Below are 18,695 nucleotides of genomic sequence, written 5' to 3'. Positions count from 1 at the left end.
ACCACGGAAGCACGTTGAAGGAGCTTGTAGAGTACGAACGGCGATAATCGGTAGAACTTTCTGTTCGCTCGGTTTGAGTCGTTACGAAGTTGGATTCGTGATTGACCCTGCTCGGTCTCCATTATTATCTGAACACCGAATGCACCCGTAGCTCAGCTGGATAGAGTGTCGGCCTCCGAAGCCGAAGGTCACAGGTTCGAATCCTGTCGGGTGCGCCATTTCTCACAGAATTCTGAACGCCGAACGCCGCCGTTTCTACGCTCGAAGCGGCGACCAGTGTTCGCAGCAATTCCGACTTCGATCCCATGATGCGAACCTCGTCGTCCGCGACCTCGACGCGCTGCACCAGGGCGCGCAGATGATCGCGCCGGTAACCGCCATCGTCGAGCCGTATGCGCTCACGGGCCTTACGGGCGAACGCCTTGAGCATGTCAGGGCTGACGCCCTGGTTGCCTGAACTATCGAGTGCGATCTGATCGCTCCCGTACTGCCTTGGCCAGTGCGAAGCGTCATCGCTCCCCCGCATTTGGCGCAAAAGCAAATGCCGGTAAGCAGCGTCGGGCCGCTGGAGACGCGCGCCGGCGTCACCATGGGATTGCGGGATTTGAGGCGGGCTTGCACCACATCGTAAATCTCGCGCTCGATCAAGGGCGGCACCGCCATGATGGCGACCTCGCTCTCCGGCTTTTTCTCCCGGTTCTTGTGCGAGCGGGTGTTGAACCTGTGCTCGCCGATATAGGTGGTGCAGGTCAGGATGGCGTGGATTTGCGCCAGCCCAGCGCCCACCGTCGCGAGTGAAGAAACGGCGCTCTTTGAGATAGGCGGCGATAGCCTTGACGCCCATCGCGCCGGACGTGCCGTCACCTTCAAGGAACAGGCGATAGATCAGGCGCACGGTGTCGGCGTGCAACGGATCGATCTCCAGCTTCTTCTTGATCTTTGATCCGCGCTGCTCGGCTGCGACGATGCGGTAGCCGATGGGCGGCCGTGCGCCGTTCCAAAAACCTTGCCGGGCATTCTCGTTCATGGCGCGCAGGACGTGCTTGGCGTTCTCCTTTGACTGGTATTCGTCGAACAGCGCCATGATGTCAATCGGCTCGGAATGGGGACCCTGGATCGGCGTGCAAACGGGACCCCTTCGTAGGGTGCGACGGTGAGCGCCCGACCGGGTGGAGCTGGTCTGGGTTGCGCAGCCCGGTCGGGCGCGTTGATTGGGCGCTTTGGCTTTAGCTTTGAGAGCGGTTCTTGAAGCGCCAGGATTCGTTTCCGGTCTCGATGATCTCGCAGTGATGGGTGAGCCGATCGAGCAGCGCCGTTGTCATCTTTGCATCGCCGAAGACGGCGGGCCATTCGCCGAAGGCAAGGTTGGTGGTGACGATGATCGAGGTCCGCTCGTAGAGCCGGCTGATCAGATGGAAGAGGAGTTGTCCGCCAGCCTGGGCGAAGGGCAGATAGCCGAGTTCGTCGAGCACGGCGAAGTCGAGCCGCGTCAGGTAATCGGCGATGCGTCCCTGCTTGCCGGCACGGTGCTCGGTCTCGAGCCGGTTGACCAGATCGACGACGTTGAAGAAGCGGCCGCGAGCGCCACTGCGGATGAGTGCGCGGGCAATCGCGATGGCCAGATGCGACTTGCCCGTGCCGGTGCCGCCGATGAGCACGGCGTTGCGCTGGTCGGCGACGAAGGCGCCGGTGGCGAGGTCGCGCACGAGCGTCTCGTTGACGGGCGTGCCTGCGAAGTCGAAGTCGTCGATGTCCTTGGCCAGCGGCAGCTTGGCGACGGTGAGCTGGTATTTGATGGAGCGGGCCTGCTTCTCGGCGATCTCGGCCGACAGCAGGTCACCGACGACCCTTGGCGACTCGTGCTGACGCTTGATCGCGGTGGCCATGATCTCGTCGTAGGCGCCGCGCATGCCGTAAAGCTTCAGCGTTCCCATCAGATCCAGAACCTGCGTGCGTTCCATCAGCTTGCTCTCCTGAGGCTATCGTAGCGGGCGCAGTCGGCCTGCGGTTCATGACGCAGACGCAGCGCGTCGGGTGTGAGGATGGTGACGGCCGGCGCCGGATCGCGGCGGCGGGCCAGGATGTTGAGGATGACGGCCGACGAGCAGACATTCTCGGCGAGCGCCTGCTGGCAGGCGATCTCGACGGCATCGAGTCCGTCCGACAGCACCGCCGTCAGGATCGACACCATCTGCCGATCGCCGTCATCGGCGACCTTCAGCCTGCGCCGCACACGTTCCATAGCCGGCGGCAGTTCCCATCCCTGGAACGGCGCGCCATTGCGCAGGGCACCCGGCTTGCGCGCCAGAACCGGGACGTAGTGCCACGGATCGTAGACCGTTTGGTTGCGGCCGAACGAGCGGGCATGCTCGCCCACGATCGTGCCGTCCTGCCGGATGACGAGGCGATCGGCATAGGCCTGGATCTCGACCGGGCGGCCGACCGACGTCGACAGCACCGAGTATTTGTTGTTGTCGAAGCGCACCGTGCAGGTCTTCGAGACCGAAGCAGGGACCGTATGGAATCCGTCGAAGGGACCGCGATACTCGACCAGCTTGCCGCGCTCCTCCTCGAACACCTCCCAGATGGTGCGCTCCGGCTGGTCGACGTGGCGATGAGCCTTCGCATAGGCCACGCACTTGTCGAGCAGCCAGGCATTCAGCTCCTCGTAGCTCTTGAAGCGCAGCCGCGGCGTGAAGAAGCGCTCGCGCACCAGTCCGACCTGGTTCTCGACCTGCCCCTTCTCCCAGCCCGAGGCTGGCGTGCAGGCGACCGGCTGGACCAGATAGTGACTGCACATCTGCAGGAAGCGGCGGTTGTATTGCCGCTCCTTGCCGACGAAGACCGTCGCCACCGCCGTCTTCATGTTGTCGTAGATGCCGCGAGTGCAAGCGCCGCCGAAGAAGGCGAAGGCCCGGTCATGGGCGTCGAACACCATCTCCTGCGTCTCGCGCGGATAGGCCCGCACAAACATCATGCGGCTGTGGCAGAGCCGGACATGGGCGACCTTCACCGTCACCGTGACGCCGCTGATCAGCACGATCTCGTGGCTCCAGTCGAACTGGTAGGCATCGCCCGGCGCAAAGAACAGCGGCACATAGGCTTCGGCCATCGCCGCGCCACGCACGCTGTCCCGGCTCTTCGCGTAGCGCCGGACCGCATCGTAGCTTCCGTCATAGCCCAGCCCCCGGAGCTCCTCGTAGATGCGCACCAGCGTCAGGCGCTCTCGCTTCGGTTTGGCATCATTGCCGACCAGCAAGGCGTCGAGCTGCGCCTGCCACGGACCGATCTTCGGTTTTGGCTGGTGCTGACGCTCATATCGGAATTCGGTGGCACCGGAACGAAGCACCTTGCGGACAACCTTCCGGGAAATCCGCAACTCGCGGCAGATCTCCTTGATCGACTTTCCGTGGACCAGCGAAAGCCGGCGTATCTTCGCAATCGTCTCCACAACCAACATCCAAATCAAATGCCTCCGATGAAACCGGAAGCAGTCTGAAGACCAACCGTTACAGGGGTCCTTTTTGGATGCCGATCACCCCTGAAACGGGGTCCTTATTCCACGCCGAACCACACGGACGGAAGGGAGAAGATCGATCGTTGACATCGCGACCTGGCTGGCGTGCTGCGCGCCCTGATTGACGCGGACAATCCTCGATATAGCCCTGGGGCAGTACCTTACGACGCCCGATTTGGAGCCGGAGGAAGGTCCACGACGGAAAATGGTCGCGCGGTAGCCAATCCGCGGATGAGAGTTTGATCAATCGTCGTCAGAACAGACGCGCGCAGCACACCCGCCGGGTCGTTTACTCCCCATCTTGCATCGGATTTTGTTCCGGTGTCAGAATAGTCGTGCGCTCATCCAGACGTGACCATCATGAGAGGGCTATAGCGTAGACGTAGTTCTCATCATCACCCGGCGCGCCACCTCCACGTCAATTGAGTCATTCCAAAGCGAGCTCCCGCTCGGCGGCCACATTGCGTGCCATGCCGAGAAGGCGCAGGACGGCGCGCTTGGGATTGGAGTCGAGCCAGACGGCCTTAATGACACCGATGGAATGCGGGCCTGTAACCGGCCGCCAGACTGTTCCCTCGACGCTGAGTCCCTTGGCGAAGCTCTCACCCGTGATCGTGAATCCCTTGCCGATCTGCACCTTGAGGATCACGGTCGCCTGGCAGGCCCGGCATTGCTCGATGATCGGCGTTTGTTCGCAGGCTGTGATCTGGCGAGCCAGGCAAGGATCGAGAAGCGGGCCGTCCGCGCCCTGAGGTACGAGCAGGCGTTCGCCGGCAAGGTCACGCCAGATCAGACTGGATTTTTTTGCAAGGTGGTGATCCGCGGAAAGCAGGGCGGCGATACGCTCCTGCCAGATCGTTTCGCTCTGGCAGGCCCGCATATCACAACTACCGCACATGAAGGCCAAGTCGAGGCTGCGGCGCCGGATGGCGTTCGCCTGCTTGCGGCAGGAACCATCCTGAATGGTGACTTCGATGTCCGGGCAAGCCTTCTCGAAGCGGTCGACAAGACGGATCAAGAACTCGCGGCCGAAAGGCGCGCTGAGACCGATATGGAGCCGGTTGCTCTCGGCGTTTCGGCGAGCGGTATTGCTCAGAGCCTCTTCGAGACCGAGATAGTGACCGCGAACACTTTCGACCCAATCGCGCCCCTGATCGGTTAGTTGGACACCACTGTGTCCACGCTGGAAAATCTGCATATCCAGTTGTCGCTCAATGGCGCCGATACTCCGGCTGATCGTCGATTCGCGCACCCCAAAGGTCTGCGCTACACGACGCATGCTGCCGATTTCGGCGGCAGCCAGAACGTACTTCAGGCAGCGCAACGCCTCGACGCTCATCGGCTACGACGCTTGTTGTGCAATCGGAACATCAGGGAACGCGATGCGCTCTCAGGCCAAACCATTGGCTATCTTCGTACCCGAAGTATACTGATGCGAATGATGTAGAATGGCGACACACGGGTTGCTTTGGCACGAGCCAAGACGGAACGGCGGTTCCCTCTCCGACGGTCCGTTTTCTCCTGCCCCTCACAACAAAAGCGGACAAACCCTGCCGCACTCATCAACACCCCTCACCGAAGGATACCTATTCAGCCTAAAATAACAGTGCTCACCGACAACGGCATCCAACTCCGCTATCCGCCGGCCTTCTGTTGACGGCGTCAAAGAGAGCAAGCAAGTATCGTGCCAGTTACAGAGAAAGCAATTATTTCTTTGGAGTATCAGTGACTTATAATACTCCCAGTATTATTTTGGCGCAATAATCATAGTTTATCCGATGTATACTTTATTAGCAGGTGCAAAGAAGCTTTTTGGTGGAAGAAGACTGGTGCTGAAAGATCTGGTTTTAGAGTCAGACTCAAAATTAATACTCATTGATTTCAAGCTCTTGCGATGAGCCTTGTCGTGCGGCGGATGGAGGCGATGAGAAGCCATGCGTCGGCGGACGCGATGGTTGTCTCCCAGTCCTTTGCGAGACGGCGGCAGCGGCCAAACCATGCGAAGCTGCGTTCGACGACCCAGCGCCGCGCGATGACGACGAAGCCTTTTACGCCATCGGGCCGTTTGACGATCTCAATGGTCGGCCCGTCCATATTCTGCATGGCGGTTTCCAGCTTTTCCCCGGCATAGCCGCCATCGGCGAACAGATGGGCAAGTGTCGGGAAACTCTCTTTCGTGTCGGCAATGACATTTGGCGCGCCGTCCCTGTCCTGAACGTCGGCGGTGTGAGTGACCGCGCCCAGCATGTTGCCCTCGGTGTCGGTAAGGATATGACGCTTGCGCCCCTTGGTCTTCTTGCCGGCGTCGAAACCACGCGGCCCGCCGCTTTCCGTGGTCTTGACGCTCTGGCTATCAATTACCCCCGCCGTCGGCTCCGCTGCCCGGCCAGCCAAAAGCCGAGCCCACATGACCAGCGTTTCGTTGATAAGGTCGAGCATGCCGCTGTCGCGCAGCCGGTAAAAATAGTGCTGGACCGTCGTGAAGGGTGGAAAGTCCTTCGGCAGCATCGCCCACTGGCAGCCCGCCGCCGCGATATACTGGATCGCGTCCCATATCTCTCGCATCCGCCACTTGCGCGGCCGCCCAACCTTATTGGGCGCAGGCATGAACGGTTCGATCAACGCCCATTCATCATCAGTGCTATCGCTTGCGTAGCGCAGGTGCCGTCGGTCATATTGCTCCCGGGTGATTTCGGTCCAGGCCATTCGATCCTCCGTAGTTTCGCAAACCACTGAGAATCATAACCTGCTGAAATCACCCAACATAATTTTCGGTTGGGCTCTTAAGTGCGGCGGTTGCCGCAGGTTGGGCGCGCGACCTCCAGCCGATAACCGCGCCATATGCCCTGGCAGCGGCGGCATCAATGACCGGTAGCCTGGCTTCGGGGGGACTCCCCACCGTTTAACAAGAGGTTTTCTGGGTAGCCAGGGAAGGGTTGAAGGTGGCTCGGGCTTTCAGCATGGCACAAGCGACGTTGAGGAGGCGGTCGGCGACGGATCGCAGTGCACGACCGTGGCTGTGACCTCGGCTTCGAAGGGCGGCGTACTTCAAACGGCTGCTAAGGTCGTGCTGAATGGCGACGCGCGCCCAATGGTACATGGCGTTGGCGAGCCGGTCGTGGCAGGCCTGTCTTCTGACGACGATGCAACTCTTGCCCGACCGCTTGGTGACCGGCGCGACTCCTGTCAAACTGCGCAAGGCGGCGTAGTCACGTCGCTGCAGGGCATCGAAAGCTTCTGCAAGCAGCCTGGCGAGGACGATCCTTCCCACTCCCGGCAAGGATGCGAGAATCTCCACGTCATGCTGCTTTGTCTGTCCCGGCTCGGCCTCCTCGGTGGGGATGAGGCGGGCGGTCAAGGCATCGAGCTGATGGTGGGCTTGCTTGAGCTGCCGGTTCACCAGGCGGATGCGCGCAATGAGCATGTCGATGTGGGCGCTGGCGACTCGGTCGTCCCAGCGGCGACCTCAACGGGCGGTTTGCGCAGCACGGCGAGCACATGGGCGGCATCGAAGCGGCGGATTCGATGGCGCTTGAGCAGCTTGGCGATTGTAGCCTCGCGGATACGCGCGGCTTTGGCCGGCGTCGGCACGGTCTCCCACAGATCGAGCAGCTATTCGGCCCCGAGATCATTTTCGAGCTCGAGCAGCGCCGGAAAGTAGCGCCAGAGCTGCTCGCGCATGCGGTTCGTCAACCGGTTGCGCTCGGCCCCGAGACCCTCGGCAATGCGTGACCACTCGCGCAATTCGATGACGACGGGATCGGCGGCCGCGAGCGGCCGGAAGCACCGCGGATCGGTGCGCATGGCCGAGGCCATCACTCCGGCGTCGCGGCTGTCGTCCTTGGCGCCGGCAAGGGTGAAGCGGTCGCGGAAGCGATCCATTTGTTTCGGATTGATGGCGTGCACCGTGAAGCCACGCTCGATCAGCGTTTCGACCACGGGGGCCATGCGGCACCTCGATCGCGACCTGGATCTGGCCCGCCTCGAGCGCACCGCTGGTCGCCGTCACAGGCCGCCATCTCGGCGAGGCCCTCGCCGCCGTGCCTGAAGACCCTTTCGCCGATTTTTCGGCCATCACCGTCCGTGAGGAACACATGATGGCTCTGCGACGCCCAGTCGACGCCGGCATACCATTGTTTCTGATAGGTCATTCCCTCTCTCGTTCGAGCATGCGAGCCACCGCGATCTTCGCCGATCCCTGTACTGGCGCTCGGATAATGCTCTACAGATCCGGCGCGGACTCACCACGAGGCATCGATCACGGCCAATCCGACGGGGCACGCGTCCCCCCAGGTGGTCGGGCCACAGGGGGCGATTGGTCGCTCCCGACGAATCGGCTCGGTTCGGGAAAGCTACGCCGTTTCGGGCCGTCGCCCGTGGGTCACGCTACGTTCCGCTACGCTTCACTTCGCGCGACCCACGGCGTGCATCCAGAAGCCGCCGGAAAAAGGTACACGGGGCGTAATGAGGGTGGTGCACCATTCTGTAGAAAACGCGAACATCTATGTGATTGAAATGCCAAAGTAACGCTCAGCGATGTTTGAACAGAAAGTGGGTCGCCTTATGGACGATCTAAGATGAAGTTACATCGATGGGGTCTTCGACGAAGTCCACGGAGAAGGACGCTCTTGAGGATATTCACGAGGAGCGGGTGGTTACGGAACTGGCGGCGAAACACCCTTACCGGATCACGCGGTGGAAACGGCAGGCTATCGAGACTCTGGCCTAGGCCGATCGCTGAGCTTTGATCAGACGAGGATGATGATGCCGTAACTGCTTCTGACACCGTTTCTGGTGTCCAAAAACGCTATCTGACGCGAAGGTGGGAGTGCCGCCGTTCAGCGCCACCATGATGGCTATGGCTTTGCGTCTCGACCTCGACCGGTATGATTATCAGCCGGCCGTGTCGCACGCCACGCTCGGCGATCACGTGCTCGGCCATGTGCTGCACTTCGCCAGCGTTCCCCTTCAGCACGGTCACTTCCATGCAGTTGCTGTGGTCGAGGTGGATATGCATCGTGGCAAGCGACAGATCGTGGTGATCATGGAACGAGTGGGTGAGGCGCTCGGAAAGCTCACGAGCAGAATGATCGTAGACATAAACGAGCGCGGCGATGCATTCGCTGTCACCCGGTGCGTCAACTATCAGTTCCTTCGCGCCGGCGCGCACAAGGTCGCGGATCGCCTCTGACCGGTTCTGATAGCCCCTCGAGGCGATGGTGCGATCGAGCCCCGCCATCAGATCATCAAGGGTCACGGTGACACGTTGCATTTCTTAGATCTCCTAGATCTCGATCTAAAGGTTGGCCGCTGTCGCCCGATCAGCATCGCGATCCGCGAGCCTGTCAGGCCGCAGGGTACAGCTTACCCAGAACCGGCAAGAAGGTCGCCCCTTTGCTCTCGAGAAAGCCGCGGAACGCGCCGAGGGTAGGGGTCACGGCGCGATCGGCGCGGCTGATCGCGAACCATTGCCGACGTATTGGAAGACCGACGACGTCGAGCACGGCGAGCCGACCGGCCTCCACCTCCCAGGCGACAGTATGGGCGGAAATGAAGGCAATGCCGAGCCCTGCCATCACTGCCTGCTTGATCGTCTCATTTGAATCCATTTCCGTGCCGGGCTCATCCAGCTTGCCCGGAACTTCTCCCAGGAAACGCTCGAATGAGATGCGCGTGCCGGAACCCCGCTCGCGTATGATGAAGTGCTCGCGCGCGATCTCTTCCTTTAGGATGTCACGCCTGCCGGCAAGCGGATGGCAGGGAGCCGCGATAACGACCAGTGGATGATCACCGAACACGGTGGCGTGCACATCCAAATCGCGGGGTGGACGGCCCATTAGCGCGACGTCGATTTGATGTTCTCTCAGGCTGATAATCGTCTCTTCCCTATTGCCGACGACGAGCTTCATGTCGATGCCGGGAAAGTCGTGCATGAAGCCTGCGAATAGCCTCGGTGCGAAATATTTCGCTGTCGAGACCGCCCCGACGATAAGGCTGCCCAGGCGCGCACCGCGAATCGCGTCGATCTCGTCGGTCAGCATGCGCAGCCGTTCCTCGATTGCGCGGGCGGCGTCGATGAAAGCCCGGCCTGCGGCGGTCGGCCGCATGCCGTCCGAAGTGCGATCGAACAGTGTGAGGCCGGCCTCTGCTTCAGCTTGTTTGAGCTGTAGGGTTACTGCCGGGGCCGTAAGCCCTAACGATTTGGCAGCGTTGACGATTCTTCCGTAGGCCTGGATTTCCGAAAGAGCGCGAAGCTGTCGAAGGGTCAGGTTTCTCATGGCCAAGAGTAACGAATTCTTATTCTGCATGTAAAGAGATTAAACTTTCCCTTACGAGGGCGTTTCGGTCTCATTGGCGGCGTCGCTGCTGAGAGCGGCGATCGGAGGAGAGGTTCCCAATGAACGCGTCGACCCTGGACGCATTTCTTGCTTCTTACGAGCACGCCGGAGACAGTCCACGCGCGGCGGTCGCCGAGACAGTTTGCATGCTTGCCGCAGCAGCCCTGAGAATCCGCAACGAGGTTGGCTTCGGGACCACCAGCTCTGCCTTCGCGACCACAGGCTTCGGGAAAAATGCCGATGGCGGTGTGCAGCGCAGCCTCGACATCTACGCTGACGAAACCTTTCTCGACGCGGCCCGTTGCGCGCCTGTCGCGCTTTATGCATCAGAGGAACTGGCCGCGCCTGTTCGCCTCGACGCAGGTGCGCCGCTGGCGCTCGCAATCGATCCGCTGGACGGCTCCCGACGTGAGGTTTCCGGCTTCGACGATCGCTGTCAGCGCCCGCAGCTACTCCAGCGTGATCGCCTAGTCGTGAAACCTGGCAGTAGTTTTGTTTCATGCTGCAAAGGTATTTTCAAAGTTCCCTTTAGCTCGCGTCAAAGTACCGTGTGCGGGAGCTGGCTCCTGGGAGCACGGTCATGACGGCACTGGAAGGCACTCTCGAAAGCTTCCTTGAGGGCGAAGGCTCCGTTTCGGAACCGCTTGCGATCACCGTTACGGCGCTCGCCTTTGTCGCGGAGACCCTAGCCGGGGTGATATCGAGCGGTCCGCTCAATGGGCGCCTCGGCGAGGAGGTGGGTGCGAACAGCGATGGCGACCGCCAGAAGAAACTCGACGTCGTGGCGGATGAACTCTTCGCCAAGGCGCTCGCTCCCACACCTGTTCGCTGGTATGCCTCGGAGGAGCGCCCAACTGCGGAAATCCTCAACCCCGAAGGCACTCTAGCGCTTGCAATTGATCCGCTGGACGGGTCGTCCAACATCGATGTGAACATCTCGATCGGGACGATCTTCTCGGTCTTCGAAGCCAAAGAATCCGGCCTGGAGAGTTTCCATCGTCCGGGGCGCGAGCAAATCGCTGCAGGTTATGTGGTCTATGGCCCACAAACGGTGTTCATCCTCGCGACTCGGACCAGACTTGCCCAGTTTGTGCTCGACCGTGGTCACTTCTTCCTCGTTTCCGACAGCTTGCGCATCCCTGATCGGACAACCGAGTTCGCCATCAACGCATCCAATTACCGGCATTGGCCGCGGCCGATACGGGCTTTCGTCGACGACTGCATCGCCGGTGATGAAGGGCCGTGGGGAGAGAACTTCAATATGCGTTGGGTCGCATCGCTGGTCGCCGAGACCCACCGAATTCTCACGCGGGGCGGGATTTTCCTTTATCCCGCTGACGCCAGGCGAGGCTATGGCCAGGGGCGACTGCGCCTGGTCTATGAGTGCGCACCGATCGCCTTCATCGTTGAGCGCGCAGGCGGCAAGGCGACCGACGGGATCGACCGCATCCTCGACCTGACTCCGAGTGAGCTCCATCAGCGCACGCCACTCGTCTTCGGCACTGCCGAGAAAGTCAGCCGAGTTCGCGCGTATCACGACCTTCCCGAAAGCGAAATCTCGCCACTGTTCGGCAAGCGTGGCTTGTTCAGGGTGTGACGATCAAACCCGGAAAGGGGCGAAGGTGAGCAGCAAGCATCCAATCATCTCGGTTGTCGGATCCTCTGGCGCGGGCACAAGCACTGTTAAGCACACGTTCGATCAGATCTTCAGGAGGGAGGGCATCAAAGCGGTCTCGATCGAGGGCGACGCGTTCCACAGGTTCGATCGCGCGGAGATGAAGGCTGAGCTCCAGCGCCGCTATGACGAGGGCGATCGCACCTTCAGCCACTTCAGCTTCGAGGCAAATGAGCTTGCCGCGCTTGAGAAAGTCTTCGCTTCGTACGGTGCGACAGGCACTGGGCGTACGCGTCACTACGTCCACGACGGCGAGGAAGCCGAACGCTACGGAGTGCCGCCTGGTCGCTTTACCGAATGGGAAGATTTCGAGAAGGGGTCGGACGTTCTCCTCTATGAAGGGTTGCACGGAGCTGTGCGTACCCAGGACATTCGCATCGCCGACCATGCCGATCTGAAGATCGGCGTTGTTCCGGTGATCAACCTCGAATGGATCCAGAAAATCCATAGGGACAAGGCTTCACGCGGCTACACCACCGAAGCCGTGACCGATGTCATCCTGCGGCGGATGCACGCCTATGTGCACTGCATCTGTCCGCAATTCTCTGAGACCGACATCAATTTCCAGCGCGTGCCGGTTGTCGATACATCCAATCCGTTCATCGCCCGCTGGATTCCGACGGCCGGGGAAAGCCTGGTTGTCGTTCGCTTCAAGAGCCCGCGCGGCATCGATTTCCCCTATCTCACGCAGATGATCTGCGGCAGCTGGATGAGCCGAGCCAACTCGATTGTGGTACCCGGAGACAAGCTCGATCTCGCGATGCAACTCATCCTCACACCGATGATCCTTCGGCTCGTCGATCAATCCAAACGTTTGAAAGGGTCGTCCTCATGAACCTCGTTGCCGAGCACAATGAAATCATCGATGAGGCGCAGATGGCGAACGCGATCCGCGCGCTCGCGATGGATGCGGTAGAGGCTGCGAAGTCAGGCCATCCCGGAATGCCCATGGGCATGGCGGATGCCGCTACCGTGCTCTTCAACCGCTTCGTGAAGATCGACCCGACGCAGCCCAATTGGCCCGATCGCGACCGTTTTGTGCTGAGCGCTGGGCATGGATCGATGTTGCTGTACGCACTTCACCACCTCCTCGGCTTCCAAGACATGTCCATGGACCAGCTGCGCCGATTTCGCCAACTCGGCAGCCGGACAGCTGGGCATCCGGAATTCGGCCATGCTGCGGGAATCGAAACGACTACCGGTCCGCTCGGCCAGGGAATCGCAACCGCCGTGGGTATGGCTCTCAGCGAACGTATGCTGAATGCGCGTTTTGGCGACGAGCTCGTCGATCACCATACATATGTGATCGCCGGCGACGGCTGCCTGATGGAGGGGATCAGTCATGAGGCGATTGACCTTGCCGGCCATCTCGGCCTTGGCCGGCTCATCGTGCTGTGGGACGACAACCAGATCACAATCGACGGGCCCACAAGTCTGTCGACCTCGCTGGATCAGAAGGCGCGGTTCGCTGCCGCCGGCTGGCATGTCGTGGCCGTTGACGGCCACGACCGGGAAGCGGTCGCCAAGACGATCGCCGAAGCACAGGCCGATCCCCGCCCCTCTCTGGTCGCCTGCCGCACCATCATTGGCTTCGGCGCGCCCAATAAGCAGGGGACATCGGCCACGCATGGTGCGCCGCTGGGCAAGGAGGAGGTAGCCGCGGCACGCGAAAGCCTTGGCTGGATCTATCCGCCCTTCGAGGTTCCGGAGGAGATCGTTCATGCCTGGCGCGTAATCGGCGCTCGCGGAACGCGCATCCGAGCCGAGTGGCAAGAGCGGCTCGCTCGCAGTCCCCAGCAGGAGGAGTTTGTGGCCCATCTCGCGCCCCCCGATGCCGCGAGGTTGCATGCAGCGCTGGCCGATCATCGCCGACGCCTGTGCGGCGAGCGGCCGAAGGTTGCCACTCGCAAGGGTTCCGAACTGGCGTTGGAGGTCGTGAATTCGACCATCCCCAACATGGTAGGAGGCTCAGCCGATCTCACCGGCTCCAACAACACGCGCACCAAGGGCATGCATCCCGTGACGCGGGCCGACTTCACGGGCAACTACATCCACTACGGGGTGCGCGAGCATGGGATGGCCGCGGCGATGAACGGCATCTCGCTGCATGGAGGATTGCGGCCCTATGGCGGCACGTTCCTCGCCTTCGCCGACTATTGTCGCCCCGCAATTCGTCTGTCGGCTCTCATGGGTCGGCCGGTCATCTACGTGATGACGCACGACAGCATCGGCCTGGGGGAGGACGGTCCGACGCACCAACCGGTCGAGCACCTCGCATCGCTGAGAGCGATGCCGAACGTCTACGTGTTCCGGCCCGCCGACGCGGTGGAGACCGCGGAAGCTTGGGAGGTCGCGCTCGTCGCAGCCAAGACGCCGTCGGTGCTTTGCCTCTCACGGCAGGATCTGCCGACGCTGCGCACGGAGCATGGCGACGAGAACATGACGGCACGCGGCGCCTATCTCCTGCGCGACCCGGGCGCGAGCCGCGATTTGACGTTGATCGCCACGGGATCTGAGGTCGTCGTTGCCGTCGAGGCGGCCGACAGGCTGGCGGCAGACGGGCTGGCGGTCGCCGTAGTTTCTGCGCCCTGCTGGGAGCTGTTTGCCGCCCAGGAAGCCGACTATCGCGCATCCGTGCTGGGCGAGGCGCCGCGCGTCGGTGTGGAGGCGGGCGTCGCTCTCGGCTGGGCAGAATGGCTCGGGTCCAATTCCAGCTTCGTCGGAATGACGGGTTTCGGCGCCTCTGGTCCTGCCGCCGATCTTTACAACCACTTTGGCATCACAGCCGAAAGAGTCGCGGCCGAGGGGTGGCGGCTCGCCCGTAAGCCCGGGGAGGAGCACAAATGACGGTCAAGGTTGCCATTAATGGATTCGGGCGCATCGGGCGCAACGTGCTGCGCGCGATCTACGAATCGGGGCGGGGCGATATCGAAGTCGTCGCGATTAACGATCTCGGCTCAGTCGATATTAACGCCCATCTGCTGCGATATGACAGCGTGCACGGAACTTTCCCGGGCGCCGTCAAGGTGAACGGCGCCAGCATTGATATTGGTCGCGGCTCGCCGATCCGTGTGACCGCCGAGCGCGACCCAAAAACACTGCCATGGAAAGACGTGGACATCGCGCTTGAATGCACCGGCATCTTCGTCGCGCGCGAGAAGGCCTCGCTACACCTCGAGAACGGCTCGAAGCGCGTCCTGGTCTCCGCTCCCGCCTCAGGCGCCGACAAAACAATCGTCTTCGGCGTCAACCACAATAGCCTGTCGGCGGAAGACATTGTCGTTTCCTGCGCCTCCTGCACCACCAATTGTCTCGCCCCGGTCGCGGCGGTGCTTCACCGGGCCATCGGCATCGACAAGGGATTCATGACGACGATCCATAGCTATACCGGCGACCAGCCGACGCTCGATACTCTGCACAAGGATCCGTACAGAGCCCGCGCCGCGGCGATGTCGATGATCCCGACCTCGACGGGAGCGGCCAAGGCGGTGGGCCTGGTGCTGCCGGAGCTGAATGGCAAACTCGACGGTGTCGCGATCAGGGTGCCGACTCCGAACGTTTCGGTCGTCGATTTTAAGTTCATCGCGAGCCGCGAGACGACCGCCGAGGAGATCAACAGCGTCGTCCGGACAGCTGCCGGCGCGGACCTTGAGGGTATCCTGGGCTTCACGGACGAACCGCTGGTCTCTGTGGATTTCACGCATGATCCGCGCTCTTCGATCGTCCATACGGATCAGACCAAGGTGATCGACGGGCGCCTCTGTCGCGTCATGTCGTGGTACGACAATGAATGGGGCTTCTCGAACCGGATGGCCGATACGGCCGTCGCGATGGGGAGGCTCATCGGATGACGCTGAAGTCCGTCCACGACGTCGAGATATCCAGCCGTCGCCTCCTCATTCGCGCCGACTTGAATGTGCCGATGAACAACGGCGGCGTTGCGGACGCGACGCGCATCGAGCGCTTCGTGGCTGGTCTGAAACCGCTTCTGGCGAGAGGTGCCCGAGCCGTCGTTCTCTCTCACCTCGGGCGCCCCGACGGGCAGCGGCGGCCGGAACTCTCACTTGAACCAGTGGCCGCGGCCCTGGGCCGAGTGCTTGGCAAGGACGTGGCCTTCAGCGAAGCGATAAGTGGACCCGTCGCCGCGAGGTCGGCCGCCGCACTCGGCCCTGGCGATGTTCTCGTCTGCGAGAATCTACGGTTCGACCAGCGCGAGGAAGCCAATGACGCGAGCCTGGCGGAAGAACTGGCGGAGCTAGGCGATCTCTACGTCAACGATGCATTCTCCTGTGCGCATCGGGCACACGCATCGACGGTAGCCATCGCGGAGCGACTGCCGGCCGTGGCCGGTCCGCTGATGATGGCGGAGATCTCGGCACTCACGCAGGCGCTGGAAGCACCGCAGCGGCCTGCCGTCGCGCTCGTGGGCGGTGCCAAGGTATCGAGCAAGATTGACGTGCTCTTCAATCTGATTGGCAAGCTCGATACCGTGATCGTCGGCGGCGGCATGGCCAATACGTTCCTGGCCGCAAACGGCTTGCCTATTGGCAAATCATTGCACGAACCCGCTCAGTTCGAGACCGTGCGCAAGATCCTGTCGCGGGCCCAAAGCTGCGGCTGCCAGATCGTCTTGCCGGTCGACATTGTTTGGGCTGACCGCTTCGAGCGCGGCGCGCAGGCGCACATAGTCAAGCTCGACGGTTGTCCTGAGCACGGCATGATACTGGACGCAGGCCCGCGCTCAATCGAGCGCATTTGGGATGTCCTTGCAGAGGCGAAGACCATCCTCTGGAACGGCCCTCTTGGCGCTTTCGAGATCGAGCCTTTCGATCACGCCACGGAGGCTGTCGCCGCCGAAGCGGCGCGCCTGACACGTGTCGGGCAGGTTAGATCGATTGCCGGGGGCGGCGATACGGTCGCGGCGTTGAACGCTGCCGGAGTGACCGACGACTTCACCTATGTGTCCGCGGCAGGTGGCGCTTTCCTCGAATGGTTAGAGGGCAAGGAACTGCCGGGCGTGTCGGTTCTCAGAACCCCCCAGTTGGCATGATCGGAAAGGAAACGACGATGGCGCTCATAACGCTCAGACAATTGCTCGACCACGCGGCGGAACAGGGTTACGGCGTCCCGGCCTTCAATATCAACAATATGGAACAGGGCCTCGCAATACTGGAGGCAGCCCGCGAAATGGACGCGCCCGTCATCATTCAGGCCAGTCGAGGCGCGCGCTCCTACGCCGGGGACGTCATGCTGCGAAAGGTGATTGAGGCGCTCGTCGAGATGTTTCCCGACATACCTGTGTGTTTGCATCAAGATCACGGAAACGACGTCAGTACCTGCCTTTCCGCGATCCAGAACGGCTTTTCGTCTGTCATGATGGACGGCTCGCTGAAGGAGGATGCAAAGACGCCAGCCGACTACGACTACAACGTCAAGGTGACGCGGCAAGTCACCGAACTCGCCCATATGGTCGGGGTATCGGTGGAGGGTGAGCTCGGCTGTCTCGGCTCGTTGGAGACCGGCCTTGGCGAGGCGGAGGACGGGCACGGATTCGAAGGCAAGCTCGACAAGTCGATGCTCCTGACGGATCCCGACGAAGCCATGCGCTTCGTTGCCGAGACGAAAGTCGATGCGCTGGCCGTCGCCATCGGCACAAGCCACGGCGCATACAAATTCACGAGGAAGCCGACGGGCGAAGTGCTGGCCATGTCTGTGATCGAAGCGATCCATCAGAAGCTGCCAAACACGCACATCGTCATGCATGGGTCCTCGTCGGTTCCGGAGGAATGGCAGGAGGTTTTCAACGCACATGGCGGGCAAATGCGCGAAACCTATGGTGTGCCTGTCGAAGAGATTGTGCGCGGCATCAAACACGGGGTGCGGAAAATCAACATCGACACCGATCTCCGACTCGCCGCAACTGCTGAATTCCGTCGCATCGCCAATACGAAGAAAGATGAGTTCGATCCTCGCAAGTTCCTGAAGCCGGCGATGGACGCGATGCGGAAGGTCTGCGCGGAGCGTTTCGAAGCGTTCGGCGCTGCGGGCAACGCCTCGAAGATCAAGCCGATTCCGCTGAGCGAAATGGCGAAGCGCTACACCAATGGCGCGCTATAGCCGCAAATCTCCGCTGCCAGTGCCGCATGAACCAGGAACCTGTCATGAACGAAGCATTGAAGTCCCCGACCGTAACCGCAAGGAGCGCGCCCGGCGATGGCGCGCTGCGGCGCGCGCAACCGCATTTTGCCAACGCGCGCTCGATCCTCAACGCCATTGATCGTATGCGGCTGCGTCAAGCCAATCGCCTCTTCGAGAGCGTAGGCGGCCGGGTAGGGATCGAGGCGGTATCCACGATCGAGGAAAGCGACGTGCGTGCGAGCCGCGTGTTTCGCGGCGGGCTGGACAGCGATGTGGCGCCTGAGGACGGCGGGAAGGAGGACGACAGATGACGTTCGATCGCTCCATCAAGATCGCACCTTCCATCCTCAGCGCCGACTTCGCCGCTTTCGGCGCCGAATGCCGCGCTATCGAAGCACAAGGCTGCGATTGGGTGCATGTCGACGTGATGGACGGCCATTTCGTGCCGAACATCACCTTTGGCCCGCAACTCTGCAGGGCCATCCGGCCCCACGTGAAGACCGTCATGGATGTACATCTGATGATCGCTCCAGTGGACCCCTACATTCACGCATTCGCCGAGGCCGGCGCCGACATCATCACCGCACATGCCGAGGCTGGCCCGCATCTTGACCGGACCTTGCAGGCCATCCGCGCCGCCGGGGCTAAAGCGGGCGTCTCGCTTAACCCGTCCACGCCGGCGGAAGCGATCGAATTCGTCCTCGACCGCGTCGACCTGATCCTCGTGATGACAGTCAACCCCGGCTTCGGCGGGCAAAGCTTCATCGAGGCCATGGTCCCCAAGATTCGCCGTTTGCGCCAGATGGTTGGAGACCGGCCTATTCATATCGAGGTTGATGGCGGTGTAACGCCCGAGACGGCGCCGCTGGTCGCCGCCGCTGGCGCTGACGTACTAGTTGCGGGATCGGCTGTCTTCAAGGGCGGATCGGTTGCCGACCCTGCACCCTACGCTCGGAACATCCGCGCCATCCGCGAGGCTGCGACTGCGGCGCAGAGAAAGGCAGCGTAAACCGATGGCGCTCGTGGA

General features: G+C 61.6%; 17 protein-coding genes, 1 tRNA gene and 2 pseudogenes. 11 read left to right on the top strand and 9 right to left on the bottom strand.

Going from position 1 to position 18,695, the window contains the following annotated elements; translation table 11 throughout:
• The first annotated feature begins 141 nt into the window (after nt 1-141).
• Nucleotides 142-218, top strand: a tRNA-Arg gene (locus tag F3H57_RS11410).
• Between the two features lie 37 nt (nt 219-255).
• Here the strand turns inward: F3H57_RS11410 and F3H57_RS22550 are convergent.
• Complete coding sequence (locus F3H57_RS22550) at nt 256-786, bottom strand: recombinase family protein (RefSeq protein WP_223163061.1); 531 nt, start codon at nt 784-786, stop codon at nt 256-258.
• On the opposite strand from F3H57_RS22550, the gene F3H57_RS22545 reads away from it, so the two are divergent.
• Nucleotides 743-943, top strand: a complete 201-nt coding sequence (locus tag F3H57_RS22545; RefSeq protein WP_223163062.1) for a hypothetical protein — start codon at nt 743-745, stop codon at nt 941-943. The two genes, F3H57_RS22550 and F3H57_RS22545, sit on opposite strands and share 44 nt — an antisense overlap.
• A gap of 283 nt (nt 944-1,226) precedes the next feature.
• On the opposite strand, the gene istB is transcribed toward F3H57_RS22545, so the two are convergent.
• From istB to F3H57_RS11370, 8 genes and pseudogenes are all read right to left on the bottom strand, one after another.
• Complete coding sequence (istB, locus tag F3H57_RS11400) at nt 1,227-1,934, bottom strand: IS21-like element helper ATPase IstB (protein ID WP_316633154.1); 708 nt, start codon at nt 1,932-1,934, stop codon at nt 1,227-1,229.
• A pseudogene (gene istA / locus F3H57_RS11395) lies at nt 1,837-3,460 on the bottom strand (IS21 family transposase). The gene istB and the pseudogene istA overlap by 98 nt, the downstream one beginning before the upstream one ends.
• Nucleotides 3,461-3,944: 484 nt before the next feature.
• Complete coding sequence (locus tag F3H57_RS11390) at nt 3,945-4,856, bottom strand: LysR family transcriptional regulator (RefSeq protein WP_149756033.1); 912 nt, start codon at nt 4,854-4,856, stop codon at nt 3,945-3,947.
• A 542-nt stretch (nt 4,857-5,398) separates the two neighbouring features.
• Nucleotides 5,399-6,223 carry an IS5 family transposase gene (locus tag F3H57_RS11385; RefSeq protein WP_149756032.1) on the bottom strand — a complete coding sequence of 275 codons (825 nt, stop codon included), beginning with the start codon at nt 6,221-6,223 and terminating at the stop codon, nt 5,399-5,401.
• A gap of 196 nt (nt 6,224-6,419) precedes the next feature.
• A complete protein-coding gene (locus F3H57_RS22540) occupies nt 6,420-6,941 on the bottom strand; it encodes an IS110 family transposase (protein WP_223163056.1) in 522 nt (173 codons plus the stop codon).
• A gap of 188 nt (nt 6,942-7,129) precedes the next feature.
• Nucleotides 7,130-7,465 (bottom strand): IS110 family transposase, encoded by a 336-nt coding sequence (locus F3H57_RS22535; protein ID WP_223163055.1) that lies wholly within the window; start codon nt 7,463-7,465, stop codon nt 7,130-7,132.
• An 859-nt stretch (nt 7,466-8,324) separates the two neighbouring features.
• Nucleotides 8,325-8,789: a nickel-responsive transcriptional regulator NikR gene (nikR, locus tag F3H57_RS11375; RefSeq protein ID WP_149756031.1), complete on the bottom strand. Its 465-nt coding sequence runs from the start codon at nt 8,787-8,789 to the stop codon at nt 8,325-8,327.
• Between the two features lie 73 nt (nt 8,790-8,862).
• Nucleotides 8,863-9,795 carry a LysR family transcriptional regulator gene (locus tag F3H57_RS11370; protein WP_149756121.1) on the bottom strand — a complete coding sequence of 311 codons (933 nt, stop codon included), beginning with the start codon at nt 9,793-9,795 and terminating at the stop codon, nt 8,863-8,865.
• A gap of 119 nt (nt 9,796-9,914) precedes the next feature.
• Here F3H57_RS11370 and F3H57_RS11365 point away from each other — a divergent pair, with 119 nt between their 5' ends.
• The 9 genes and pseudogenes from F3H57_RS11365 to rpe all read left to right on the top strand — a co-directional run bounded on the left by F3H57_RS11365 (nt 9,915) and on the right by rpe (nt 18,677).
• A complete protein-coding gene (locus tag F3H57_RS11365) occupies nt 9,915-10,439 on the top strand; it encodes an FIG domain-containing protein (protein ID WP_149756030.1) in 525 nt (174 codons plus the stop codon).
• Nucleotides 10,436-11,452 (top strand): class 1 fructose-bisphosphatase, encoded by a 1,017-nt coding sequence (locus tag F3H57_RS11360; protein WP_149756029.1) that lies wholly within the window; start codon nt 10,436-10,438, stop codon nt 11,450-11,452. Before F3H57_RS11365 ends, F3H57_RS11360 begins: the two co-directional genes overlap by 4 nt.
• A gap of 25 nt (nt 11,453-11,477) precedes the next feature.
• Nucleotides 11,478-12,365, top strand: coding sequence for a phosphoribulokinase (locus F3H57_RS11355; RefSeq protein ID WP_149756028.1), 888 nt, complete (start codon nt 11,478-11,480; stop codon nt 12,363-12,365).
• Complete coding sequence (tkt, locus tag F3H57_RS11350) at nt 12,362-14,377, top strand: transketolase (protein WP_149756027.1); 2,016 nt, start codon at nt 12,362-12,364, stop codon at nt 14,375-14,377. Before F3H57_RS11355 ends, tkt begins: the two co-directional genes overlap by 4 nt.
• Nucleotides 14,374-15,381, top strand: coding sequence for a type I glyceraldehyde-3-phosphate dehydrogenase (gene gap, locus F3H57_RS11345; protein ID WP_149756026.1), 1,008 nt, complete (start codon nt 14,374-14,376; stop codon nt 15,379-15,381). Before tkt ends, gap begins: the two co-directional genes overlap by 4 nt.
• A complete protein-coding gene (locus F3H57_RS11340) occupies nt 15,378-16,580 on the top strand; it encodes a phosphoglycerate kinase (protein ID WP_149756025.1) in 1,203 nt (400 codons plus the stop codon). The genes gap and F3H57_RS11340 overlap by 4 nt, the downstream gene beginning before the upstream one ends.
• Nucleotides 16,581-16,597: 17 nt before the next feature.
• On the top strand, nt 16,598-17,647 hold the full coding sequence (gene fba, locus F3H57_RS11335; protein ID WP_149756024.1) for a class II fructose-bisphosphate aldolase: 1,050 nt from the start codon (nt 16,598-16,600) through the stop codon (nt 17,645-17,647).
• Nucleotides 17,648-17,751: 104 nt separating this feature from the next.
• A pseudogene (locus tag F3H57_RS11325) lies at nt 17,752-17,979 on the top strand (CbbX protein); the annotation flags it as partial.
• Nucleotides 17,976-18,677, top strand: a complete 702-nt coding sequence (rpe, locus tag F3H57_RS11320) for a ribulose-phosphate 3-epimerase (protein WP_149756022.1) — start codon at nt 17,976-17,978, stop codon at nt 18,675-18,677. The pseudogene F3H57_RS11325 and the gene rpe, both read left to right, overlap by 4 nt.
• The last annotated feature ends 18 nt before the right edge of the window (nt 18,678-18,695 follow it).

The organism is Roseivivax sediminis, from assembly GCF_900112685.1.
GTDB classification, from domain to species: Bacteria; Pseudomonadota; Alphaproteobacteria; order Rhodobacterales; family Rhodobacteraceae; genus Roseivivax; species Roseivivax sediminis.
Note: the sequence above shows the minus strand (reverse complement) of the source record. Positions and strands in the feature narration are given on the sequence as shown.